At 63.7% G+C, this 25080-nt stretch carries 13 protein-coding genes, 1 tRNA gene and 3 rRNA genes; 13 read left to right on the plus strand and 4 right to left on the minus strand.

Features of this window, described 5'->3' with window-relative positions:
* Positions 1-2 precede the first annotated feature (2 nt).
* From SMD14_RS03820 to SMD14_RS03845, 6 genes are all read left to right on the plus strand, one after another.
* Positions 3-3701: a 1,4-alpha-glucan branching enzyme gene (locus tag SMD14_RS03820; protein ID WP_321215377.1), complete on the plus strand. Its 3699-nt coding sequence runs from the start codon at positions 3-5 to the stop codon at positions 3699-3701.
* Positions 3702-4175: 474 nt separating this feature from the next.
* Positions 4176-5698, plus strand: a 16S ribosomal RNA gene (locus SMD14_RS03825).
* A 497-nt stretch (positions 5699-6195) separates the two neighbouring features.
* Positions 6196-9322: ribosomal RNA gene (locus tag SMD14_RS03830) — 23S ribosomal RNA — on the plus strand.
* Between the two features lie 225 nt (positions 9323-9547).
* A 5S ribosomal RNA gene (rrf, locus tag SMD14_RS03835) occupies positions 9548-9664 on the plus strand.
* Together the 16S, 23S and 5S rRNA genes form the textbook arrangement of a ribosomal RNA operon.
* Before the next feature lie 138 nt (positions 9665-9802).
* Entirely contained in the window at positions 9803-10309 is a 507-nt protein-coding gene (locus tag SMD14_RS03840; protein ID WP_157239097.1) for a hypothetical protein, read from the plus strand.
* 65 nt (positions 10310-10374) lie between these two features.
* Positions 10375-11745 carry an FAD-linked oxidase C-terminal domain-containing protein gene (locus SMD14_RS03845; RefSeq protein WP_321215378.1) on the plus strand — a complete coding sequence of 457 codons (1371 nt, stop codon included), beginning with the start codon at positions 10375-10377 and terminating at the stop codon, positions 11743-11745.
* A 15-nt stretch (positions 11746-11760) separates the two neighbouring features.
* On the opposite strand, the gene SMD14_RS03850 is transcribed toward SMD14_RS03845, so the two are convergent.
* The 4 genes from SMD14_RS03850 to SMD14_RS03865 form a co-directional block, all read right to left on the minus strand.
* The gene (locus tag SMD14_RS03850; protein WP_157239094.1) at positions 11761-13179 is read right to left on the minus strand and encodes a DUF4032 domain-containing protein; all 1419 of its coding nucleotides are present in this window, start codon (positions 13177-13179) and stop codon (positions 11761-11763) included.
* A 123-nt stretch (positions 13180-13302) separates the two neighbouring features.
* Positions 13303-14385 (minus strand): ABC transporter ATP-binding protein, encoded by a 1083-nt coding sequence (locus SMD14_RS03855; protein ID WP_018762103.1) that lies wholly within the window; start codon positions 14383-14385, stop codon positions 13303-13305.
* Between the two features lie 232 nt (positions 14386-14617).
* A complete protein-coding gene (otsB, locus tag SMD14_RS03860) occupies positions 14618-15454 on the minus strand; it encodes a trehalose-phosphatase (RefSeq protein ID WP_321215379.1) in 837 nt (278 codons plus the stop codon).
* Positions 15444-16946 (minus strand): trehalose-6-phosphate synthase, encoded by a 1503-nt coding sequence (locus SMD14_RS03865; RefSeq protein WP_157239090.1) that lies wholly within the window; start codon positions 16944-16946, stop codon positions 15444-15446. Before SMD14_RS03865 ends, otsB begins: the two co-directional genes overlap by 11 nt.
* Before the next feature lie 179 nt (positions 16947-17125).
* On the opposite strand from SMD14_RS03865, the gene SMD14_RS03870 reads away from it, so the two are divergent.
* The 7 genes from SMD14_RS03870 to SMD14_RS03900 all read left to right on the plus strand — a co-directional run bounded on the left by SMD14_RS03870 (position 17126) and on the right by SMD14_RS03900 (position 25033).
* Positions 17126-18001 carry a thioredoxin domain-containing protein gene (locus SMD14_RS03870; RefSeq protein ID WP_157239089.1) on the plus strand — a complete coding sequence of 292 codons (876 nt, stop codon included), beginning with the start codon at positions 17126-17128 and terminating at the stop codon, positions 17999-18001.
* Between the two features lie 157 nt (positions 18002-18158).
* Positions 18159-18235 (plus strand) — tRNA-Thr (locus tag SMD14_RS03875).
* A gap of 76 nt (positions 18236-18311) precedes the next feature.
* Positions 18312-18737, plus strand: coding sequence for a ChaB family protein (locus tag SMD14_RS03880; RefSeq protein ID WP_157239087.1), 426 nt, complete (start codon positions 18312-18314; stop codon positions 18735-18737).
* Between the two features lie 98 nt (positions 18738-18835).
* On the plus strand, positions 18836-21007 hold the full coding sequence (locus tag SMD14_RS03885) for an elongation factor G-like protein EF-G2 (RefSeq protein ID WP_321215380.1): 2172 nt from the start codon (positions 18836-18838) through the stop codon (positions 21005-21007).
* A gap of 11 nt (positions 21008-21018) precedes the next feature.
* A complete protein-coding gene (locus tag SMD14_RS03890; RefSeq protein WP_321215381.1) occupies positions 21019-22272 on the plus strand; it encodes an MFS transporter in 1254 nt (417 codons plus the stop codon).
* 275 nt (positions 22273-22547) lie between these two features.
* On the plus strand, positions 22548-24308 hold the full coding sequence (gene araB, locus SMD14_RS03895) for a ribulokinase (protein WP_321215382.1): 1761 nt from the start codon (positions 22548-22550) through the stop codon (positions 24306-24308).
* Positions 24305-25033, plus strand: a complete 729-nt coding sequence (locus SMD14_RS03900; protein WP_157239074.1) for an L-ribulose-5-phosphate 4-epimerase — start codon at positions 24305-24307, stop codon at positions 25031-25033. Before araB ends, SMD14_RS03900 begins: the two co-directional genes overlap by 4 nt.
* Positions 25034-25080: the final 47 nt, after the last annotated feature.

Genomic DNA, 25080 nt, shown 5'->3' on the forward strand with positions numbered 1-25080 from the left:
ATATGAACCAGCCAATCCTCACCCCCGCCCTCACTGCCCTCCTCCAGGAATGGCTGCCACGGCAGCGCTGGTTCCCGGTCAAGACACCCGACTTCGAGATGTCCCAGGCCGGCAGCCTGGGGCTTGAGGATCCCTCGGGCCACGCCGGGCTGGCCGTCTTCCTCCTGAGCGTCACCACGAAGACGCCCGACGGCGGCAGGCGGACGGCCGTTGTCCAGGTTCCCTTGAGTTTCCGGCAGGCGCCGGCTGCCGGAATGGAACGTGCCCTTGTGGGGCAGGCCGCCGGCATGGATCCATCCCGGACCTGGGTCTATGACGCCGTCCACGATCCCGACTTCGTGGGCAGCTTGCTGGAGCTCATCCGGAACAGGGAAAAGGCGCCGAACGGAGCCGCGGCCGGCTTCCGGGTCGAGGGGGAGCGGCGGCTGCCCACCAGCCGCGGCGTTGTGAAGGTGCTGTCAGGTGAGCAATCCAACAGTTCAGTCATTGTGGACGACGGCGAGTCTGCCGCCATCCTGAAGGTGTTCCGGGTGCTGTCCGACGGCACCAATCCGGAAGTTGAAGTGGGTGCTGCCCTGACGGCTGCCGGCACGTTGGAAGTTCCCGCCACCCTTGGCTGGGTGCGCGGCGAATGGCTGGCCCAGGCGGCAAACGGAGCGGCAGCCAACGGCGCGGGCCCGCGGTATGTCCAGGGCGAACTGGCTGTGGCGCACGAGTTCCTGGCGGGCGGCCGGGACGCATGGCTGCTGGCCGTTGACGCCGCCCGGTCCGGCACTGACTTCACGGCAGAAGCCCGCGCGCTCGGTGCGGCCACCGCCACCGTCCACCAGCGGCTGGCCGAAGCGCTGGGCCAGTCAGCGGAGCGCCAGCCGGGCCAGGTCATCGCTCCCGCAGTAGCCCAGCGCGTCCGCCAGGCATGGGCGGAAGCCGGAAGCGCCGTCGGCCCTTACGACGACGCCCTGACCGCACTGCTCGACCAGTTGGACCACGCACCGGCCGGCCCGCTGCAGCGCATCCACGGGGACCTCCACCTGGGCCAGATCCTTCAGGTCCCGGGGCACGCGGGAAGCCCTGCGCGGTGGGCCATCCTCGATTTTGAAGGCGAACCGCTGCGGCCCGTCGCAGAACGCAACGTCCCGGACGTTCCCCTGAGGGACGTCGTCGGAATGCTGCGGTCTTTCGATTACGCGGCCGGAGCAGCCCAGCGCGAACAGGAAGGGGCGCAGGTCCCGGCCAACTGGGTTGACGACTGCGCGGAGGCCTTCCTGGCAGGGTACGCGGCGGTGACGCCCGGGACCGTGGACAGGGAGTCGCCCCTCTTTGTGGCATTGTGGCTGGACAAGGCACTGTACGAAGTAGTTTATGAATTGCGTAACAGGCCCGACTGGTTGGCGATCCCCGTGAACGCCTCCCGGCGGCTCCTGGGCGGTAACGGCGCCGGCGATCACGCCGGCGCAGCATCGGAAGGTAACGAAATGACAGGCTCAGCACGAACTGACCGGCCGGGAGCGCCGCTCCATGTGGACGAGGGCACCCTGGGCAAGATTGCGAACGGTGAACACCACGCACCCCACTCTGTCCTGGGCGCGCACCTTGACGATTACGGCCACGTGACTATCCGTACGGTGAAGCACCTCGCGGAAGCAGTGACCGTGATTACGCCGACGGGCGAAGTGCCGATGGAACATGAAGCCCATGGCGTTTGGGTGGCAGTCCTTGAACCGCTGCAGCACGGGCACGTCCCCGACTACAGGCTGTCGGTCACCTACCCGGGTGCCGAACCGGTCACCATGGACGAGCCCTACCGCTACCTGCCCACCGTGGGCGAAGTGGACCTGCACCTTATCGGTGAGGGCCGGCACGAAAAGCTCTGGGAGGTGCTCGGCGCCCACGTCCAGCACTACAAGTCCGCCATGGGGGACGTAGACGGTGTTTCGTTTGCCGTCTGGGCACCCAACGCGCAGGCGGTCCGCGTCAAGGGTGACTTCAACGCCTGGGACGGCCGCGAGAACTCCCTCCGTTCGCTGGGCTCCTCGGGGGTATGGGAACTCTTTGTGCCGGGCGTTTTGGCAGGGGCGTGCTACAAATTCGAAATCAGGACCAAGGCCGGCCACTGGGTGGAGAAGGCAGACCCCCTGGCTTTCGGTACCGAAGTGCCCCCGCTGACCGCTTCCCGGGTGGTTGAGCCTTCGTACGCCTTCAAGGACGACGAATGGATGGAGGCGCGCGCCCAGCGGGATCCCCACAACTCGGCGATGAGCGTCTACGAGGTGCACCTCGGTTCCTGGCGCCTGGGCCTCAGCTACCGGGAGCTCGCCAAGGAACTGGTTGACTACGTCAAGTGGCTCGGATTCACGCATGTGGAGTTCATGCCCGTGGCAGAGCACCCCTTCGGCGGGTCCTGGGGCTACCAGGTCACCTCCTACTTCGCCCCCACCTCCCGTTTCGGCCACCCGGATGAGTTCCGCTACCTGGTGGACACCCTCCACCAGGCGGGGATCGGCGTGCTGCTGGACTGGGTCCCGGCCCACTTCCCCAAGGACGCCTGGGCGCTTGCGCAGTTCGACGGCGAGCCCCTGTACGAGCACGCAGACCCGAACCTGGGCGAGCACCCTGACTGGGGCACCCTGATCTTCGACTTCGGCCGAACCGAAGTCCGGAACTTCCTGGTGGCCAACGCCCTGTACTGGCTGGACGAATTCCACATTGACGGCCTGCGCGTGGACGCCGTGGCTTCCATGCTCTACCTCGACTACTCGCGGCAGGACGGGCAGTGGCAGCCCAACAGGTTCGGCGGCAGGGAAAACCTGGAAGCGATTTCCTTCCTCCAGGAAGTCAACGCCACGGTGTACAAGACGCACCCCGGCGCTGTGATGATCGCCGAAGAGTCCACCGCGTTTCCGGGCGTCACCGCTCCCACCAGCCATGGCGGCCTCGGCTTCGGCCTGAAGTGGAACATGGGATGGATGCACGATTCGCTCAAGTACATTTCCGAGGAGCCGATCAACCGCAAATGGCACCACGGCACCGTCACGTTTTCCATGGTCTACGCCTTTACGGAAAACTTCCTGCTTCCCATCAGCCATGATGAGGTAGTCCACGGCAAGGGCTCCATGCTCCGCAAAATGCCTGGCGACCGCTGGCAGCAGCTCGCAAACCTGCGCGCTTTCCTCGCCTACCAGTGGGCGCACCCCGGCAAGCAGCTGATCTTCATGGGCACCGAGTTTGGCCAGGAAGCGGAATGGTCCGAACAGCATGGGCTCGACTGGTGGCTTGCCGACATCCCAGCACACAACGGCGTGCAACTGCTCACCAAGGACCTCAACGAGCTCTACAGTTCCACGCCGGCGCTGTACACCAGGGACAACGAGCCCGGGGGCTTCCAGTGGATCAACGGGGGAGACGCGGACCGGAACGTCCTGTCCTTCATCCGTTGGGACAAGGAGAACAACCCGCTGGTTTGCGCCATCAACTTCTCCGGATCGCCGCACGTCGGCTACACCCTGGGGGTTCCGGAGGCCGGTGCATGGACCGAAGTGCTGAACACGGACGCCACCACTTACGGCGGATCCGGTGTCCTCAATTCCGGTGCGCTGAAGGCAACGGACCAGGGACAGGACGGGCAGCCGGCAACGCTGAGCGTCACCCTCCCGCCGCTGGGGGCCGCCTACTTCAAGCCGGGAGCTCCGGCGGCCGGCTAGCAGCCGGTCCCCGATGAGCGGGGAAGGCCCGGAATCCGCGTGGTTCCGGGCCTTTTCCTGTCTCCAGTACGGGGCGCGGAAGGCCCTCTGCGGCCCGGTTGGCGATCTGGAAAAAGTGGTGGTAGAGTTTATTTCCGCGCTGCTCCACGGAGTCAGACGGAAAAACCGACACTCAAGCTTTTGGCTGAAGAGAGTCGCGGACGCCGGTTTGACAAGTGAGAAGCCAGCGGGTAAGTTTGAAAAGTTGCTCCGGAGCGATCCACGGTGGTTTTTTGCTGGTGGTGGTGCCGGGTGTGTCTGTTGTTTGAGAACTCAATAGTGTGCCAAGTTTGTTGATACCAATTGTTTTAGTGATTGGTTGAATTGACCGGGTCATCCGCCCCTGTGGGTGGTCTGGTTTTTACAGCTGGTTTCAAATTTTGTGCAGCCTTTTTGTCCCGTTTTCCCGGGGCTGGGGGTTGTGTCTGTTTTACTTCAACGGAGAGTTTGATCCTGGCTCAGGATGAACGCTGGCGGCGTGCTTAACACATGCAAGTCGAACGATGAACCTCACTTGTGGGGGGATTAGTGGCGAACGGGTGAGTAACACGTGAGTAACCTGCCCTTAACTCTGGGATAAGCCTGGGAAACTGGGTCTAATACCGGATATGACTCCTCATCGCATGGTGGGGGGTGGAAAGCTTTTTGTGGTTTTGGATGGACTCGCGGCCTATCAGCTTGTTGGTGAGGTAATGGCTTACCAAGGCGACGACGGGTAGCCGGCCTGAGAGGGTGACCGGCCACACTGGGACTGAGACACGGCCCAGACTCCTACGGGAGGCAGCAGTGGGGAATATTGCACAATGGGCGCAAGCCTGATGCAGCGACGCCGCGTGAGGGATGACGGCCTTCGGGTTGTAAACCTCTTTCAGTAGGGAAGAAGCGAAAGTGACGGTACCTGCAGAAGAAGCGCCGGCTAACTACGTGCCAGCAGCCGCGGTAATACGTAGGGCGCAAGCGTTATCCGGAATTATTGGGCGTAAAGAGCTCGTAGGCGGTTTGTCGCGTCTGCCGTGAAAGTCCGGGGCTCAACTCCGGATCTGCGGTGGGTACGGGCAGACTAGAGTGATGTAGGGGAGACTGGAATTCCTGGTGTAGCGGTGAAATGCGCAGATATCAGGAGGAACACCGATGGCGAAGGCAGGTCTCTGGGCATTAACTGACGCTGAGGAGCGAAAGCATGGGGAGCGAACAGGATTAGATACCCTGGTAGTCCATGCCGTAAACGTTGGGCACTAGGTGTGGGGGACATTCCACGTTTTCCGCGCCGTAGCTAACGCATTAAGTGCCCCGCCTGGGGAGTACGGCCGCAAGGCTAAAACTCAAAGGAATTGACGGGGGCCCGCACAAGCGGCGGAGCATGCGGATTAATTCGATGCAACGCGAAGAACCTTACCAAGGCTTGACATGAACCGGTAATACCTGGAGACAGGTGCCCCGCTTGCGGTCGGTTTACAGGTGGTGCATGGTTGTCGTCAGCTCGTGTCGTGAGATGTTGGGTTAAGTCCCGCAACGAGCGCAACCCTCGTTCTATGTTGCCAGCACGTGATGGTGGGGACTCATAGGAGACTGCCGGGGTCAACTCGGAGGAAGGTGGGGACGACGTCAAATCATCATGCCCCTTATGTCTTGGGCTTCACGCATGCTACAATGGCCGGTACAAAGGGTTGCGATACTGTGAGGTGGAGCTAATCCCAAAAAGCCGGTCTCAGTTCGGATTGGGGTCTGCAACTCGACCCCATGAAGTCGGAGTCGCTAGTAATCGCAGATCAGCAACGCTGCGGTGAATACGTTCCCGGGCCTTGTACACACCGCCCGTCAAGTCACGAAAGTTGGTAACACCCGAAGCCGGTGGCCTAACCCCTTGTGGGAGGGAGCTGTCGAAGGTGGGACTGGCGATTGGGACTAAGTCGTAACAAGGTAGCCGTACCGGAAGGTGCGGCTGGATCACCTCCTTTCTAAGGAGCACCTACAGATTGTTCGTGCCGTGTATGCGGTGCGGGGGTTTGTCAGGAGTACAGCCCGTTGCGCAGACGCAAGTTCTGCGGCGGGTGCTCAAGGGTGGAATATCAACGAATAGCGGCTGCCGGTTCTTTCCGGTGCTTAGTACGGTTCCTCTTTGCGGGGGTTCCTGGAAGGGTGCTGGTGGGTGCGGGTGGTTTCGTGTTTGGCACACTGTTGGGTCCTGAGGCAACAGGGCCGTGGTTCCGTCGCGTTTTGCGGGGCGGGGGTTGCGGGTTTGTTTGTTTCTGGTTTCCTGGCTGCACCGATCATGCATGTTGTGTGTGTGGGGTGTGTGGTTTGGGGTTGTTGTTTGAGAACTACATAGTGGACGCGAGCATCTTTTATAAGAAGCAATTTCCAAGAATATGAACCTGGATCTGTTGTGCTGTCTTTCGGGATGGTGCAGTGGTTTTCGTGGTTCTCTCGAAAATTAGCGTTTTTGATCTTTTGTGGTCAAGTTTTTAAGAGCACACGGTGGATGCCTTGGCATTAGGAGCCGAAGAAGGACGTAGGAATCTGCGATAAGCCTGGGGGAGTCGATAACCGGACTGTGATCCCAGGGTGTCCGAATGGGGAAACCCCGCCGAGCGCGCGAGTGACTCGGTGACCCGCATCTGAACACATAGGGTGCGTGGAGGGAACGCGGGGAAGTGAAACATCTCAGTACCCGCAGGAAGAGAAAACAATAGTGATTCCGTTAGTAGTGGCGAGCGAACGCGGATCAGGCTAAACCGTTCCATGTGTGATAGCCGGCGGGCGTTGCATGGTCGGGGTTGTGGGACTTTCCATACCAGTTCTGCCGGGCTGGTGGGGTGTGATGTGCAGGCATAGGTGAACGGTCTTGAAAGGCCGGCCAGAGAGGGTGTTAGCCCCGTAACCGTAATGTTGTGTACCGCCTGTGAGAGTATCCCAAGTAGTACGGGGCCCGAGAAATCCCGTGCGAATCTGTCAGGACCACCTGATAAGCCTAAATACTCCCTAATGACCGATAGCGGACCAGTACCGTGAGGGAAAGGTGAAAAGTACCCCGGGAGGGGAGTGAAACAGTACCTGAAACCGTGTGCTTACAATCCGTCGGAGCCAGTCTGATTCTGGTGACGGCGTGCCTTTTGAAGAATGAGCCTGCGAGTTAGTGTTACGTCGCGAGGTTAACCCGTGTGGGGCAGCCGTAGCGAAAGCGAGTCTGAATAGGGCGTTGCAGTGGCGTGATCTAGACCCGAAGCGAAGTGATCTACCCATGGCCAGGTTGAAGCGACGGTAAGACGTCGTGGAGGACCGAACCCACTTCAGTTGAAAATGGAGGGGATGAGCTGTGGGTAGGGGTGAAAGGCCAATCAAACTTCGTGATAGCTGGTTCTCCCCGAAATGCATTTAGGTGCAGCGTTGCGTGTTTCTTGCTGGAGGTAGAGCTACTGGATGGCTAATGGGCCCTACAAGGTTACTGACGTCAGCCAAACTCCGAATGCCGGTAAGTGAGAGCGCAGCAGTGAGACTGTGGGGGATAAGCTTCATAGTCGAGAGGGAAACAGCCCAGACCACCAACTAAGGCCCCTAAGCGTGTGCTAAGTGGGAAAGGATGTGGAGTTGCGAAGACAACCAGGAGGTTGGCTTAGAAGCAGCCATCCTTAAAAGAGTGCGTAATAGCTCACTGGTCAAGTGATTCCGCGCCGACAATGTAGCGGGGCTCAAGTACACCGCCGAAGTTGTGGCATTCAAATATTAGCTAAGCCCTTGTGGTTCAGGCGTTTGGATGGGTAGGGGAGCGTCGTGTGGGCGGTGAAGTCGCGGTGTAAACCAGCGGTGGAGCCTACACGAGTGAGAATGCAGGCATGAGTAGCGAAAGACGGGTGAGAAACCCGTCCGCCGAATGATCAAGGGTTCCAGGGTCAAGCTAATCTGCCCTGGGTAAGTCGGGACCTAAGGCGAGGCCGACAGGCGTAGTCGATGGACAACGGGTTGATATTCCCGTACCGGCGAAAAACCGCCCATGCTGAACAGGGGATACTAACTGCCCGAGACCTGCCTGACACCCCTTGTGGGTGAAGGGTTTTGGTGGAGCGCAGGACCTGATCCTGGGAGGCAAGCGTATTAACAGGTGTGACGCAGGAAGGTAGCCGAGCCGGGCGATGGTTGTCCCGGTCTAAGGATGTAGGGCGAACGGTAGGCAAATCCGCTGTTCATGATGCCTGAGATCTGATGGGACCCCCGTTTGGGGGGATTCGGTGATCCTATGCTGCCGAGAAAAGCATCGACGCGAGGTTTTAGCCGCCCGTACCCCAAACCGACACAGGTGATCAGGTAGAGAATACTAAGGCGATCGAGAGAATTATGGTTAAGGAACTCGGCAAAATGCCCCCGTAACTTCGGGAGAAGGGGGGCCCCAACCTTGAACACCACTTGCTGGTGGGAGGGGATCGGGGCCGCAGAGACCAGGGGGAAGCGACTGTTTACTAAAAACACAGGTCCGTGCGAAGTCGCAAGACGATGTATACGGACTGACTCCTGCCCGGTGCTGGAAGGTTAAGAGGACCGGTTAGCCGCAAGGCGAAGCTGAGAATTTAAGCCCCAGTAAACGGCGGTGGTAACTATAACCATCCTAAGGTAGCGAAATTCCTTGTCGGGTAAGTTCCGACCTGCACGAATGGAGTAACGACTTCCCCGCTGTCTCAACCATAAACTCGGCGAAATTGCAGTACGAGTAAAGATGCTCGTTACGCGCAGCAGGACGGAAAGACCCCGAGACCTTTACTATAGTTTGGTATTGGTGTTCGGAGTGGCTTGTGTAGGATAGGTGGGAGACGTTGAAGCCCGGACGCCAGTTCGGGTGGAGTCATCGTTGAAATACCACTCTGGTCACTTTGGACATCTAACTTCGGCCCGTAATCCGGGTCAGGGACAGTGCCTGATGGGTAGTTTAACTGGGGCGGTTGCCTCCTAAAAAGTAACGGAGGCGCCCAAAGGTTCCCTCAGCCTGGTTGGCAATCAGGTGTCGAGTGTAAGTGCACAAGGGAGCTTGACTGTGAGAGAGACATCTCGAGCAGGGACGAAAGTCGGGACTAGTGATCCGGCGGTACATTGTGGAATGGCCGTCGCTCAACGGATAAAAGGTACCTCGGGGATAACAGGCTGATCTTGCCCAAGAGTCCATATCGACGGCATGGTTTGGCACCTCGATGTCGGCTCGTCGCATCCTGGGGCTGGAGTAGGTCCCAAGGGTTGGGCTGTTCGCCCATTAAAGCGGTACGCGAGCTGGGTTTAGAACGTCGTGAGACAGTTCGGTCCCTATCCGCTGCGCGCGCAGGAAATTTGAGAAGGGCTGTCCTTAGTACGAGAGGACCGGGACGGACGAACCTCTGGTGTGTCAGTTGTACTGCCAAGTGCACCGCTGATTAGCTACGTTCGGATGGGATAACCGCTGAAAGCATCTAAGCGGGAAGCTCGCTTCAAGATGAGATTTCCATACACCTCGTGTGTGAGAGGCCCCCAGCCAGACCACTGGGTTGATAGGCCGGATGTGGAAGCGAGGACTAACGACTCGTGAAGCTGACCGGTACTAATAGGCCGATAACTTACACCACACACCACACCCGTGAAACCGGTTCAAAAGCGGTTCCACACCAGGGTTGGTAAAAAGATAACAAGACTGCTTGCGTCCACTATGTGGTTCCCGAACAACAAACCATTTGTTGCAGGGAACACCAACTGAATAACAACACCACCCTGCCCTCACACGGGCAGGAAAGCATGTTGTAACCACAACACTTCCCACCCCCCGGGACACCCGGGCGGACGGGTAACAAGGTTACGGCGGTCATAGCGTGGGGGAAACGCCCGGTCCCATTCCGAACCCGGAAGCTAAGACCCACAGCGCCGATGGTACTGCACCCGGGAGGGTGTGGGAGAGTAGGTCACCGCCGGACATACATTCAAGCAGGGCCCTGACAACAACGTCAGGGCCCTGCTGCATTTAACCCCCGGGTTACAACCACCAGCTCGCCGGCTACCCGCAGCCAAGGGCCGCGGCGTGGGAGGCCACGCAGACGGTAAAGTTGGGCACCATGGACAGCCTCTTCAGCCACGCGCAGGAACCCACCGGGAACGACGACGAATCGGCCCCCGAGGCACTGGGCCCCGTGGTGAACACGGTGATAGTTCCGGGAAGCGTTGGCCATGCCTTCGCGGGCTTTACGGACCACACGCACCTGTGGTGGCCCCTGGAATCGCACGGCGTCTACGGTGCAGGCTCCTACGTGGAATTCGAGGAGAACCTCATCCTGGAGACAGCCGACGACGGCCGGACCACCATTTGGGGAACCCTTGATGACTGGCAGCCGCCATTGTCATTCCATGCCACGTGGCATCCCGGCACCACCGCGCTGTGGTCCACTGAACTCCTCGTCGCCTTCCGTGCCGTCGCGGACGGCACCGAGGTCCGGGTCTTCCATGAGGGGTGGGAAGGTGCCGAAGATCCAGCCGCCACCAGGGCGAAGTATGCCAGCGACTGGCCGGGGATCCTTGCGCGGTACGCTCGTTTCATGGGTGCTGCAGGCACCCCGGGCGCATAGGGTCAGGCCCCCGTCCCAGCCCGGCCTAGACTGGGGGAACACGCGCTACGAGGGACGGAGGCTTCGTGGGAAGCATAGTGGACGAGCTGGAAGCCATCCTTGCGCCCGGGCAGATAGAGGTGGGCGAGGCCGCGCTCCGCAGGTACGCCGTGGACCAGGCCCCCATCATCGACTTTCAGCTGCCGTTGGCCGTGGTCTTCCCGGAATCCGTGGCAGACGTCCAGGCCGTCGTCCGCGCCTGCGCAGGCAGCAGTGTTGCCCTCGTGGCCCGCGGCGCGGGGACGGGAGTCTCCGGCGGGGCCCATGCCACGGAGAACTGCATCATTCTTTCCTTGGAGCGCATGGACCGCATCCTCGCCCTCAGTCCGGATGACGAAACGGCAGCGGTGGAGCCCGGCGTGGTGAACGCAGCCCTCAATGAGGCTGCCGCCATGCATGGGCTGATGTACGCGCCGGATCCAGCCAGCTTCCGCAGCTCCACCATCGGCGGGAACGTTGCCACGAACGCCGGCGGGCTGCGGTGTGCGAAATACGGGGTCACCAGGGACTCGGTCCTCGCGCTCGACGTGGTGCTGGCTGATGGGTCGCTCATCCATACCGGCCACCAGACGTTCAAGGGCGTGGCCGGGTACGACCTCACCAGCCTGTTCGTGGGGTCCGAGGGCACGCTCGGCATCGTCGTCGGGGTCACGGTCCGCTTGAAGTACCTGCCGCAGGAGGTTCACACGGTCGCGGCGTTCTACCCGGACTTCCGGCAGGCTGCCGCGGGTGTCCTGGCCGTCGGCAAAGCACGGGTGCAGCCCGCCATCATGGAATTGCTGGATGGCGGTACGCTGGCCCAACTCGATGACATCCACGGCTCTGACCTCACCGCCCGGGGCCGGTCACTGCTCCTGATCCAGACAGACGGGTTCGGTGCAGCCGCGGAGGCCCAGGTAGTGCGGGACGTCCTCCGGGCCGGGGGCGCAGCTGTCACCACCGAGGCCAGCGCCGAGGCGGAGCGGTTGGTGGAGCTTCGCCGGCACAGCAGGGGAGTGGAGGTCGACGACGAATACCGCGTGGGCGAGGACGTCGCCGTGCCCCGTTCCCGGCTGGTGGATTACGTTGCCGCCCTGGAAGCGATGGCCGTGGACCACGCCGTACACCTCAAGGTGGTGGCCCATGCCGGCGACGGAAACCTGCACCCCACCTTCTGGATCGACCGCACGGGCAACAGTGTGGACGCCGGCGCCATGGAACGGCTGCAACGGGTCCTGGACGAGTCCATCACAGCCGCGCTCGAAATGGGCGGGACGATTACGGGCGAGCACGGAGTTGGCCAGTACAAATTGCGTTGGCTGGGCCAGGAGCAGGCGGAGCCGGTCCGGGAACTCCAGCGCAGGATCAAGGAACTGTTTGATCCTGCGGGCATCCTCAACCCCGGGAAGGCTATCTAGCGTTTGGCGTGCGGTTCAGTCGTCCGAGTCGGGGTACTCGTCGATTGACTCGTCTTCGCCGTAGCGCGACTCCTCGGTCTCCACTTCGAGGATCTTCAACAGCTCCGTATCCGGGTTCAGCATGATGGCGGCCTCGTCCCGGCGGTGCCGCAGGATTGAGTCGATGTAGGACTGCACGGCCTCCGCCAGCGGGATGTGCCGTTCCTGCTTTTCGGACATGTACCAGCGGTGTTCCAGGACTTCGTGCACCACTTCAGCGGGTTCGAGCTTGCCGGAAAGGTCCCGCGGAATGGACCTGACGATCGGCTCGAAGATCTGGCTGACCCAGAGGTGGGCGCTGTATTCCTCGTCCATGCCCGGGTTGTTGTCTGCGCGGAACGAATCCATGTCATTGAGGAGGCGGCGGGCCTGGTTCTCCTGGGCGTCGATGCCCGTAAGCCTCAGCAACCGCCGCTGGTGGTGCCCCGCGTCCACCACCTTGGGCTGCAGCTGGATGGTGGTGCCGTTCTGGGTGGTCTTGATGGCGTATTCCTCGACATCGAAGCCGAGTTCGTTGAGCCGGCGGATCCGGGCGCTGACCCGCCAGCGCTCACCCAGTTCGAAGGACTCCTTTTCAGTAAGCTCCTGCCACAGGCGGCGGTAGCTGTCCATGATCAGCTCGCTGGTGGCCACCGGGTCCACCTTTTCCTCGATCAGCCCGCCGTCGAGCAGGTCCATCAGCTCGCCCGCAATGTTCACCCGTGCGATCTCGAGGTCATATTCACGCTGGCCCGTGGACAGGTCCGGGTACAGCTCGCCGGTCTCCGCGTCCACCAGGTAGGCGGCAAACGCCCCGGCGTCGCGCCTGAACAGCGTATTGGAAAGGGACACGTCGCCCCAGTAGAAGCCGATGAGGTGGAGGCGCACCAGCAGCAGCGCCTGGGCGTCGATAAGGCGCGTCAGCGTGTCCTTGCGGAGCATTTGGGAGAACAGGGCGCGGTACGGCATGGAGAACTTCAGGTGCCGGGTGACCAGCACCGGGTTCAGCGGACGCCCGTCCAGGGTGGTGCGGCCGGTAATCACGGCCACCGGCTCCACGCAGGGGACATCCAGCCGGGCCAGCTTGCGGAGCATGTGGTACTCGTGCCGGGCCACGTGCTCCGACGTCTCCTTGATGGCGATGACGGAGCCGCCAAGATGGGCGAAGCGCACGATGTGGCGGGAGATGCCGCGCGGCAGTGCGGCCAGGTTCTCTGCGGGCCAGTCTTCCAGGGCAATGTGCCACGGCAGGTCCAGGAGCTCGGGGTCCGCGGCCGCCGCCGTGATGTTCAGCGAGCTGGAGACCGAGGCTGCCTTGCCGTCGTCAGCACTGGCGGCCACAAACCGCGGCAGCTTCCCGATCTGCCCGTAGTCGGTGGGTTCGTCGTGCCACTGGGCGCTGTATTCCTCGGTCATGGCTCAATTCTTCCGTACATCGGGCGGCCCGCTAAATTCTCCTGGGCCGCAGTTAAAGGCCGACGGCGGCCCGCACCATTGCGTAAAGGTGCGGGCCGCCGTCGGTTTGGCTTTTGCTGGGAATCAGTCGCCGAGGCGCAGGCCGGTCTTGGTGTCGAACAGGTGCACGTGGCCCGACTGCGGACGGACGTAGATGACCTCGCCCTTCATCGGGGGGCGGCGGCCGTCGACGCGTGCCACGATGTCGTGGTCCTTGCCGTCAAGCGTGGTGTGGCCGTAAACGTAGGCGTCGGCGCCGAGCTCTTCGACGACGTCGACCTCAACCTTCAGGCCTTCACCCTGCGGCGCGGTCTCAAGGTCTTCCGGCCGGCTTCCAAGGGTAACGGTGGAGCCGTGTGCTTCCTCGAGGACGTCGCGCGGCACGGGGTAAACGGTGCCGCCGAACTGCACGCCGCCGTCCACCACGGGGAGTTCCAGCAGGTTCATGGCGGGGGAACCGATGAAGCCGGCAACGAAGACGTTCTTGGGACGGTCGTACAGGTTGCGCGGCGTGTCAACCTGCTGCAGCAGGCCATCCTTCAGCACGGCAACGCGGTCGCCCATGGTCATGGCCTCGACCTGGTCGTGCGTCACGTAGACGGTGGTGACGCCGAGGCGGCGGGTCAGGGATGCGATCTGCGTACGGGTCTGCACGCGGAGCTTGGCGTCAAGGTTGGACAGCGGCTCATCCATGAGGAACACCTGGGGGTTACGCACGATGGCGCGGCCCATGGCGACGCGCTGGCGCTGGCCGCCGGAGAGTGCCTTCGGCTTGCGGTCCAGGTACTGCTCAAGGTCAAGGAGCTTGGCGGCTTCGCGGACGCGCTCGGCGCGCTCTTCCTTGGAAACACCTGCGATCTTCAGGGCGAAGCCCATGTTGTCAGCCACAGTCATGTGCGGGTACAGCGCGTAGTTCTGGAAAACCATCGCGATGTCGCGGTCCTTCGGGGGAACATCGGTGACGTCGCGGTCACCGATCAGGATCCGGCCGGCGTTGACGTCCTCAAGGCCTGCGAGCATGCGCAGGGAGGTGGACTTGCCGCAACCGGAGGGTCCAACGAGGACCAGGAATTCGCCATCGGCGATGTCGATGTTGAGCTTATCGACGGCGGGCTTATCTGTGCCCGGGTACAGACGCGTAGCGTTATCAAAAGTAACTGTAGCCACAGTTATCAATCCCTTCACCGGCAGGTACGTGCCGGACGATCCGTTGTGAATGGTTCATGTTTGTTCAGTTTTGTGCTGCTGACGCTCCCGGGTCGAGGCCGAGGAGCGCCGAGTGACGCCGCACGGTTCTTGTGCGCCACATCACATGCAAGAGTATGTCAGATGTTTCAACAATGGTTGCAAATGTTACGGTCATCACATGTGAGCTTGCGCATGCCCGGGCCGGGCTGCACTACCCCTGCGCGGCTGCGGGGTCCTCCTCTGCCACGGCGATGCTCCGCTCCTGGAGCAGCACCTCCAGCAGTTCGGCAATATGGACCGGAGCCTCAACGCGGTGTTCGGCCTGGGTGAAGTCAAGGCCCACCTTGACGCCTACGTCCCCCGGCTCCAGGCGCGCCAGGGCGTCTTCGTCCGTGGTGTCATCGCCGGCGAACAGGACACCGGTAGCTCCGGTGATCTGCCGCAGGAAGGTGACGCCCTCGCCTTTGGACGCGTTGACCACCGAGGTCTCAAGGACCCGCTTGCCGTCCTTGAGGAACACCCCCTTCCGGTCCTGCAGCAGGGAGCGGGCAGCAGCCACGGCGTCTTCGGCGACATCATCGGCGGCGAGGCGGGTATGGAGGACCACCCCTGCGGGCTTGTCCTCAAGCGTGGTGCCGGGAGCTTCCCTGACGATGTCCTCCAGGACGGTGCGCACCTCGGCCAGGAGGGCCTTTTGCCCTTCATCGAGCGTGAGCCCGGCGGATCCCGGACCCAGCCATGCCTCGGCGCCATGGCTGCCGATGAGGAGCGTGTCCACCGGAGGGGAGGCGACGGCGCGCAGGCTGGCGAGGGCGCGGCCGGAGATGAGTGCCGTCGTCGTCCGTGGAAGCACGGCGAGGCCGGCGAAGGCGGCCGCCGAGCGCGGCAGCGGCCGGGCGTCGTCGGCGCGGCCGACGATGGGCGCCATCGTGCCGTCGAAATCCATGGCCACGAGCAGGTGCTCGGTCCCGGCGATCCGCCGGATGGCTTCCCGGAGCTCGGGGGACAGCGAAAGCCGGTCCTTGGCGTGGCGGGCGTCATGAGTCATCGCGGACCACCTTTTCGTTGAGCGCGCGCAGGAAGTCGGCGGACCAGTGGTCCACGTCGTGCTCGAGGATCTGCTTGCGCATGGCCCGCATCCGCCGGGACGCGTCCCGCTGTTCCAGGTTCACGGCACGCATGATGGCGCCTTTGAGGCCGTCAATGTCATGCGGATTAATCAGCAGTGCCTGCTTGAGCTGGTCGGCTGCACCGGCGAACTCACTGAGGACCAGGGCACCGTCGTTGTTGGTGCGCGCCGTCACGTATTCCTTGGCCACAAGGTTCATGCCGTCCCGAAGAGCCGTCACCAGCATGACGTCGGCAGCAAGGTACAGCGCCACCATCTCCTCCACCGGATAGCTGTGGTGCAGGTAGCGTACGGCGGTGTTCTCGATGGTGTCGTACGTGCCGTTGATATGGCCCACCGTGCCCTCCACCTCCTCGCGCAGGAGGCGGTACTGCTCAACGCGCTCGCGGCTGGGGCTGGCCACCTGGATCAGGGTGGCGTCGCCAACGGAAAGCTTGCCGTCCGCCAGGAGCTCCTCAAAGGCCTTCAGCCGGTGCCGGATGCCCTTGGTGTAGTCCAGGCGGTCGACGCCGAGCAGGATCGTCTTGGGGTTCCCGAGGTCCTGCCGGATCTGGCGGGCCCGCTCAATGATGTCCGGGTTGGAGGCCAGTTCGGTGATCTGCCGGACGTCAATGGAGATGGGGAATGCCTGCGCCCGGGCAATGTGCGTAACGGCGCCGTCCTGGCCCTTCACATGGACCTGCTGCTGCTTAACGCTGGCGCCGAGGAAGCGGCGTGCGGAGCGCATGAAGTTTCCGGCATCGCTGGGCCGCTGGAAGCCCACCAGGTCGGCACCGAGGAGCCCGTCAATGATGGCCTGGCGCCACGGCAGCTGCGCAAAGATCTCCGGCGGCGGGAACGGGATGTGGTTGAAGAACCCGATCCGGAGGTCCGGCCGCGCTTCGCGCAGCAGGCGCGGCACCAGCTGGAGCTGGTAGTCCTGTACCCACACCGTGGCGCCGTGATCGGCGTGGCGCACGACGGCGTCGGCGAACCTCCTGTTGACCTTGCGGTAGGCGTCCCACCACGTACGGTGGAACTCCGGCGGGGCGATGACGTCGTGGTACAGCGGCCAGAGGGTGGCGTTCGAGAACCCCTCGTAATAGAGCTCCACTTCGTCGGTGCTGAGCTGGACGGGGACCAGGTCCATGCCGCCGTGGCTAAAGGGTTTGACTGTCTCGTCGGGGGCGCCGTGCCACCCTACCCACGCGCCGTCAGTCTTGGTCATCATGGGGGCCAGCGCAGTCACCAGCCCGCCGGGGGACCGGCGCCAGCCGGAGCCGTCATCCCCGCTTTCCCCGGGTGCGCAACGGTCCACCGGCAGCCTGTTCGACACCACCATGAAGTCGTACTTCGTGGCTCCGCCGTGGGCGGAGCCGGCGGTGCCGGACGTAGATGTTGCGGAAGGTTTTTCCTGGACGGGTGTTTGCATTGCGGCCCCCTGGGGTTGCTTGTGCCTCTCAGCCCACCCTAACGGGACGGAATCTTCCGTGCTATTCGTCCGTTGGTCAACCCGGCGGTTAGTTGAAAGCGCAAGCTCCCAGCTTTCTCCCCTAAAATGTAGGAGTTGCCACGAAGTGGTCCCCCCACGTCAACCGACCCAAGGAACACATGAGCCCCGCAAACGAAGTACGTAAGTCCAAGGCTGAGCGCACCGCGGAGGCGCGGGAAAAGGCGCGCCAGATCCGTGAAGCGCAGCTGAAGAAGGACAAGCGCAACAAGCTGCTCATCGGCTGGGGCATCGTGGCCGCCGTCGTCGCCATCCTGGCTGTCGTTGCGCTGGTGGTGACCACCAGCATCAGGCAGAACACCCCCATCGCCGACCAGGGTCCGGTGCCGGCCAACGCCAACGTCAACGGCGGCGTGACCCTGCTGGCCAACTCCGAAGTGAAGAAGACGGACCCGGCCACGGTGGACATGGCCAATCTTCCGGCCAAGCCTGAAACACAGCCCAACCCCGTGGTGGCGCCGGGGGCCGAGGCCGAAGCGGGACAGCCGGTCAAGGTCATTGCATACATCGACTTCATCTGCCCCGTTTGCCTCCGGTTCGAGGAAACATACAACGAGGCCCTGACCAGCCTTCGCAATGAAGGCAAGATCACTATGGAGTACCGGCCGCTGGGCTTCCTGGACCGCCAGTCCAGCACCAACTACTCCTCACGTTCCGCGAACGCCGCCGCGTGCGTTGCAGACAAGGCCCCCGGGAAGTACGCGGATTACATCAATATCCTCTTCGACAACCAGCCCGCCGAGGGCGGAGCCGGCCTGTCTGATGACAAGTTGAAGTCCCTGGCCAGCGACGTTGGCGCAGACATCAACAGCTGCGTGGACGACAAGACTTTCCGTCCCTACGTCAAGTACTCCACCGACCTTGCCGCAAACTCCGGCATCTCGGGGACGCCCACCATCTTCATCGACGGCAAGAAGTGGGACGGCGCCTCGGACCTGAACGCCGAGATCCAGGCGGCCATCGACGCCAAGGCCTAAGAGCCCAACGGCACATCGGCGGCCCGTTCCGGATTCTTCCCGGAACGGGCCGCCGTCTTTAAGGCCGGTATGGGGCCTTGGCGCGGGCGTTTTTACCACCGGCGCCACTTGGGCTAACCTTATCTAGCGCCGTTCAGGCGCCAGCCCGCAGGGGCACGCCTCCTTAGCTCAGTTGGCCAGAGCACCGCTCTTGTAAAGCGGGGGTCGTCGGTTCGAATCCGACAGGGGGCTCCACTACCCTCTCCTCTCCGGACGGCTAAGCTGGTTCTATCCCGAACATCAGCCTGCTGATAAAAGGAGTGTGGGTGCCATGCCCAAGACCGGAAAGAACGGCCACGCCCGCAAGGATGAGCTGCCCTCGACCCTGCAGCGCTCCGGGCGGAAGGCCCAGGACACGTTCGCCAAAACCTACGATTCAGCCCTTGAGAGCTACGACAATGACGAGCAAAGGGCCGCCCGGGCAGCCTACGCCTCGCTCAAGCACAGCTACGAGAAGGTGGGCGACCACTGGGAGCCGAAGGAAAAACGCGGCCCCTCGGACAAACGGGCCGAAGGGGGCGTGCGGTCCTCCGAGCCCACCGCGGGCGGCGTGAACGCGAACGCCTCGAAGGAACATCTCTATAAGCTCGCGCAGGAGCTGCACATCGACGGCCGTTCGAAGATGGACAAGGACGAACTGGTCAAAGCCATCCAGAAGGCCAACGATGCGGCTACGCGGAAGGCCCGCGGCTCGTAATTTCCCTTCTGCCTGCCCTTGCCGTACAGCCCCTGCAGGGTGTCGAATCAGAGGACATGTTCAGCCCGGTTGGATGGCGAAGGCGCCAGGAGGTTCCCATGTCGGTCAGAGGCACCAAGGACTCAGCCAGGACAGCGGCCGGAAGGAACGGACCCGAGTCCCGACGTGCCGATGCCTCCGCCGGAATCGCAGCAGAGGAGCCCGCCAAAATCCGGAACGTGGCGCTTGTAGGCCATTCAGGTGCCGGGAAGACCATGCTGATCGAGGCGCTGCTCGCTGCCAACGGCATGATCACCCGCAAGGGATCCATTCCGGACGGGACCACCGTCAGCGATTCCGACCCCGCCGCGGTCCACCAGCAGCGCTCAGTGACCCTGTCGCTGGTGCCGCTGCTGGTTGACGGCATCAAAGTGAACCTCCTGGACACCCCGGGTTACCCGGATTTCATCGGCGAACTCCGTGCAGGACTCCGCGCCGCGGATGCCGCCCTGTTCGTGGTGTCCGCGGTCGACGGAATCGACGCCACCACCACCGCGCTGTGGGATGAATGCGAGCACATGCGCCTGCCCCGTGCCGTCGCCATCACCCGCATGGACCACCCGCGGGCAGATTACGACGGCGTCCTGGCCGCCTGCCGGAAGTCCTTCGGCGAGGGCGTCCTGCCGCTGTACGTTCCGGTCCGGACGGGCGCTGAGGTCACCGGCCTGCTCGGCCTGCTGTCCGGGACGGTCAGCGATTACTCATCCGGGGAGCTGTCCGCAACGATGCGCGAAGCGACCCCCGACGAACTTGCGGCCGTCGGTGCCGCCAGGGGGGACCTCATCGAGGGGATCATCGGCGAGAGCGAAGACGAAACCCTGATGGACCGCTACCTGGCAGGCGAGGACATCGAAACCGACGTCCTTGTCGCTGACCTGGAAACCGCCGTCGAGCGCGGGTCCTTTTTCCCCGTCCTGTCCACGTCGGCCGTCAGCGGACTGGGGACCGCGGAACTGGTGGAGGTCCTGGTCCGGGCCTTCCCGCCTCCGTCGGACGGCCGGGTGCCCGAGGTGACGGACCTGGCGGGCGCGCCCGCCGGGCCCTTGTCCTGCGATCCGGAGGGCCAGTTGGCGGCAGAGGTGGTCCGCACCTCCATCGACCCGTTCCTGGGCCGGATCTGCCTGGTCCGGGTTTTCTCCGGCACGCTCCGGGAGGATGCTCCGGTGCACGTTACCGGCCAGGGCCTGGCCGACCGCGGCCACCAGGACCACGACACGGACGAACGCGTTACGCACCTCTACTCCCCGCTCGGTGCCTCGCTGCGGCCTGTCCCGCACTGCGTGGCGGGGGACATTTGCGCGGTGGCGAAACTGGGAAGCGCCGAAACCGGAGACACCATCTCCGGCCGGGACCGGCCGCTGCTGCTGGCCACCTGGGAGATGCCCGAGCCGCTGCTGCCCGTGGCCGTGGAGGCTGATTCGCGCAGTGACGAAGACGCCCTGGCGCGCAGCCTGGGGAAGATCGCGGCCGGCGATCCCACCTTGCGGGTGGAACGGAACCAGGAAACGCATCAGCTCGTCCTTTGGTGCATGGGGGAGGCCCACGCCGAGGTGGTGCTGGACAGGTTGCGGGACCAGGGCGTGAAGCTGCATACGGTGGACGTGGTGACGCCCTTGCGTGAAACTTTCTCGGCCCCCGCCGCCGGCCATGGGCGGCACGTCAAGCAGTCCGGCGGCCACGGGCAATATGCTGTCTGCGATATTGACGTGGAACCCCTGCCACGCGGCGGGGGCTTCGAATTCGTGGACAGGACGGTGGGCGGCGTGATCCCGGGGACGTTCATCCCGTCCGTGGAGAAGGGCGTCCGTGCCCAGATGGAAAAGGGGGTCAGCGCGGGCTTCCCGGTGGTGGACCTGCGGGTGACGCTCACGGGAGGCAAAGCGCACAGCGTGGATTCCTCCGATGCCGCATTCCAGGCCGCCGGGGCGCTGGCCCTGCGCGAGGCGGCGGCAGCAGGGCGGATCCAACTCCTGGAGCCGGTGTCATCGGTGGTCATCACTGTGACGGACGAGCACGTGGGGTCCGTGATGAGTGACTTGTCCGCCAGGCGCGGCAGGCTCACCGGAACCACCTCCTCCGGTGACGGCCTGACCGAAATCAGCGCTGAAGTCCCGGACCAGGAACTGCTGCGCTATGCCGTCGATTTGCGGGCCCTCACCGCGGGATCCGGGCGCTTCCGCCGCCGGTACCTGCGGCATGATCCGGTACCCGCCAGCTTCAGCACCCCGTAGCCGCACCTGCCATGAACGACGCAGCCAGGAAGATCCAGCGCGTCTACCTGACGCTGACCCTGGGAAACACCCTGGCGGCCTCGTTCATCTGGGGCATCAACACGCTCTTCCTGCTGGATGCGGGCCTAAGCAACCTGGAGACCTTTGCCGCGAATGCCTTCTTTACGGCCGGCATGGTGCTGTTCGAGGTGCCGACCGGAGTAGTGGCGGACAGTTGGGGCCGCCGGGTTTCCTTCCTGCTGGGCACACTCACGCTGGCCGGGTCCACCTTCCTGTACTACCTGCTGTGGCAGTTTTCAGCCCCGTTCTGGTGGTGGGCCGTGGTCTCGGTCCTGCTGGGCCTGGGCTTCACCTTCTTCTCCGGCGCAGTGGAGGCCTGGCTGGTGGACGCCCTGAGTTTCGCCGGTTACGAAGGCGGGCTGGAAACGGTGCTTGGCCGGGGGCAGATGGTCTCCGGCGTTGCCATGCTGGCGGGCTCCGTGGCCGGCGGGGTCATTGCCCAGGCCAGCAACCTCGGTGTTCCGTTCCTCGTTCGGGTGGGCGTGCTCACCGCCATGTTCGCCGTGGCCTTCCTGCTCATGCACGACGTCGGCTTCACGCCTGAACGTTCGGCCCATCCGCTGCAGGCCACCCGGGCAGTATTGCGGGCATCCGTGGACAACGGACTGAAGAACCCGCCCGTCCGCTTCATCATGCTGGCGGCCCCGTTCACCGAAGGGGTGGGCATCTACGTTTTCTATGCCCTGCAGCCCTACCTGCTTCAGCTTTTCGGAGACCCGCGGGCCTATGCCATAGCGGGCCTGGCGGCGGCCCTGGTGGCAGGAGCGGACGTCGTCGGCGGATGGATGGCGCCCCGGGTCCGGAAACTGGTCCGGCGGCGGACCAGCGTGCTGATAGCCACGAACGTGGCCAGTGCACTCATCCTGGTGGTGCTCATGTTCACCAGCGTCTTCTGGCTGGCGTTGGTGCTCCTGGCACTCTGGGCAATCGTGTCCTCGGCCGGCACGCCCGTCCGGCAGGCATATCTGAACGACATGATTGCCTCGAAGCAGCGTGCCACAGTGCTGAGCTTCGATTCCCTGCTGGGCTCGGCCGGGGGAGTGGTGGTGCAGCCGCTGCTCGGCCGGACCGCGGACCTCTACGGCTACCCGGCTTCACTGGCCGTGGGTGGGGCAGTGCAACTGATTGCGGCTCCCTTTATCCTGCTCAGCCGTCGGCAGCGCTCGCCGGCGGATGTTGCTACCGGAGTCGCGGCAGCGCCCTGAACAATGCCCGTAAGCCATGCCCGGGACAGCAGGGGGCGAAGTGCCGCGGGCGCCTAACGTACGTGAGGGACCCCCGGGTCCCGGACGTGATCCGGAACCGGTCAATATAGATGAATTTGTGAACGCTAACAAGAGTGTCCTCGCGGAAACTCCGAAAACCTTTGACCTCATTGACTTCTTCTTTGTTAGCGTTCACACTTGCTGCAGCACTTAGCTCGACCCTGACCCTACAAAACCGGTAATGAGGCCTCTGCCTCCCGGATGGAGGCAACCCCATGCCAGCTGCGTTGTTCACTTCCAGCTCCGACGTCCACCCCGACCACTGCGTGATCGGGGTGGACTACGGAACCCTGTCAGGCCGTGCCGTGGTGGTGCGGGTCCGCGACGGCAAGGAGCTCGGCAGCGCCGTCCATGAGTATCCCCATGCAGTGGTGACCGGCTCCCTGCCCAAAGACGTGGCGGGCGACGACGGAGCACGGCTTCCCGGGGAATGGGCGCTTCAGGTGCCCAACGACTACAGGGACGTCCTGCGCATAGCCGTTCCCGCCGCGGTGGCCGCCGCGGGGATCGACCCGGCCGCCGTCGTCGGTATTGCCACCGACTTCACCGCCTGCACCATGGTGCCCGTCAAGGCCGATGGCACGCCCCTGAACGAATTGCCGGGCTATGCCAACCGGCCGCATGCCTACGTGAAGCTCTGGCGCCACCACGCCGCCCAAGGGCAGGCCGACCGGATCAACCGGCTGGCCGCCGAACGGGGCGAAGAGTGGCTTCCGCGGTACGGGGGCCTGATCTCCTCCGAGTGGGAGTTCGCCAAAGGCCTGCAGCTGCTGGAAGAGGATTCGGAGGCCTACGCCGCCATGGACCACTGGGTGGAGGCGGCCGACTGGATCGTCTGGCAGCTGTGCGGCCGCTACGTCCGCAACGCCTGCACCGCCGGCTACAAGGGCATCTACCAGGACGGGCGGTATCCCTCGGCGGATTTCCTGGCCGCCCTGAACCCGGACTTCAAGGACTTTGTCAGTTCCAAGCTGGAGCACGCCATCGGGCGGCTGGGGGACGCCGCCGGCACCCTGACGGCGGAGGCGGCAGCCTGGACCGGGCTGCCGGAGGGCATCGCCGTGGCCGTGGGAAACGTTGACGCCCACGTCACGGTCCCTGCCGCCAAGGCAGTGGAAGCCGGCCAGCTGGTGGCCATCATGGGCACCTCCACCTGCCACGTCATGAACGGCAACGAACTGCGGGAAGTGCCGGGAATGTGCGGGGCAGTGGACGGCGGCATCGTGCCGGGCCTGTGGGGCTACGAGGCCGGGCAGTCCGGCGTGGGGGACATCTTCGGCTGGTTCACCAAGTACGGCGTCCCGCCCGAATACCACCAGGCTGCCAGGGACGGCGGGCTGGGGATCCATGAGTACCTCACCGAACTGGCGTCGCGGCAGGCCATCGGGGAGCACGGCCTGATCGCACTCGACTGGCACTCGGGCAACCGCTCGGTGCTGGTGGACCATGAGCTGTCCGGCATCGTGGTGGGCCAGACCCTCGCCACCAGGCCCGAGGACACCTACCGCGCCCTGCTGGAAGCCACGGCCTTCGGAACCCGCACCATCGTGGACGCCTTCCGCGACGCCGGGGTTCCGGTCAGGGAATTCATCGTGGCCGGCGGCCTGCTCAAGAACAGGCTCCTGATGCAGATCTACGCGGACGCCACCGGCCTTCAGCTGTCCACCATCGGCTCGGAGCAGGGTCCGGCCCTGGGATCCGCCATCCACGCCGCCGTCGCCGCCGGAGAATACGCTGACATCCGGGAAGCTGCCGCCGCCATGGGTTCCGAACCCGGTGAGGTCTACACGCCCATCCCGGAAAACGTGGCCGCTTACGAGGAACTCTTCCAGGAGTACAAGGCCCTGCACGACTACTTTGGCCGCGGCGGCAACGACGTGATGCACCGGCTCAAGGCCATCCAGCGCAAAGCTGCCCGGACCGCCCTGCCCGGTGCCGGCTCCGCCGCCGAAACGGCCGTGGAGGTGTCCGCATGAGTGCAGGGAATGGAACCGGAACCGGGATCCTGGAAACCATCGCCCGGGTCCGTGAAGAAGTGTGCGCGCTGCATGCCGAGCTGACCCGCTACGAACTGGTGGTGTGGACCGCGGGCAACGTTTCCGCCCGGGTGCCGGGCACCGACCTGATGGTCATCAAGCCCTCCGGGGTCGCCTACCAGGACCTGACCCCGGAGCAGATGATCGTGACCGACCTGCACGGCACGCCCGTCAGGGGCACCAACGTCGGTGGCGGCGGCACGGTGGACTGGGGCAACCCGCCGCTGTCTCCGTCGTCGGACACAGCAGCGCACGCCTACGTCTACCGGCACATGCCGGAGGTGGGCGGCGTGGTGCACACCCACTCCACCTACGCCACCGCCTGGGCTGCGAGGGGGGAGGCCATCCCGTGCGTGCTGACCATGATGGGCGATGAGTTCGGCGGCTCCATCCCGGTGGGCCCGTTCGCGCTGATCGGCGACGACTCGATCGGCCACGGGATCGTGGAGACGCTGAAGAACTCCAATTCACCGGCTGTCCTGATGCAGAACCACGGTCCCTTCACCATCGGCAAGGACGCCCGCTCCGCCGTGAAGGCCGCCGTGATGTGTGAGGAGGTGGCCCGCACCGTCCACATTTCCAGGCAGCTGGGCGAGCCCCTGCCCATCGACCAGGGCTCCATCGACTCCCTCTATGCCCGCTACCAGAACGTCTACGGCCAATAAAAAGCACAGGCCAGTAATCCAGCGCCGCCACATCACTTCCCAGGAGA

It is taken from the genome of Pseudarthrobacter oxydans (assembly GCF_034258515.1).
Lineage (GTDB): Bacteria > Actinomycetota > Actinomycetes > Actinomycetales > Micrococcaceae > Arthrobacter.

Coding starts and splice junctions, on each gene's coding strand:
- SMD14_RS03820 (WP_321215377.1), top strand. CDS start 3: ATGAACCAGCCAATCCTCACCCCCGCCCTCACTGCCCTCCTCCAGGAA.
- SMD14_RS03840 (WP_157239097.1), top strand. CDS start 9,803: ATGGACAGCCTCTTCAGCCACGCGCAGGAACCCACCGGGAACGACGAC.
- SMD14_RS03850 (WP_157239094.1), bottom strand. CDS start 13,179: ATGACCGAGGAATACAGCGCCCAGTGGCACGACGAACCCACCGACTAC.
- otsB (WP_321215379.1), bottom strand. CDS start 15,454: ATGACTCATGACGCCCGCCACGCCAAGGACCGGCTTTCGCTGTCCCCC.
- SMD14_RS03865 (WP_157239090.1), bottom strand. CDS start 16,946: ATGCAAACACCCGTCCAGGAAAAACCTTCCGCAACATCTACGTCCGGC.
- SMD14_RS03870 (WP_157239089.1), top strand. CDS start 17,126: ATGAGCCCCGCAAACGAAGTACGTAAGTCCAAGGCTGAGCGCACCGCG.
- SMD14_RS03880 (WP_157239087.1), top strand. CDS start 18,312: ATGCCCAAGACCGGAAAGAACGGCCACGCCCGCAAGGATGAGCTGCCC.
- SMD14_RS03885 (WP_321215380.1), top strand. CDS start 18,836: ATGTCGGTCAGAGGCACCAAGGACTCAGCCAGGACAGCGGCCGGAAGG.
- SMD14_RS03890 (WP_321215381.1), top strand. CDS start 21,019: ATGAACGACGCAGCCAGGAAGATCCAGCGCGTCTACCTGACGCTGACC.
- araB (WP_321215382.1), top strand. CDS start 22,548: ATGCCAGCTGCGTTGTTCACTTCCAGCTCCGACGTCCACCCCGACCAC.
- SMD14_RS03900 (WP_157239074.1), top strand. CDS start 24,305: ATGAGTGCAGGGAATGGAACCGGAACCGGGATCCTGGAAACCATCGCC.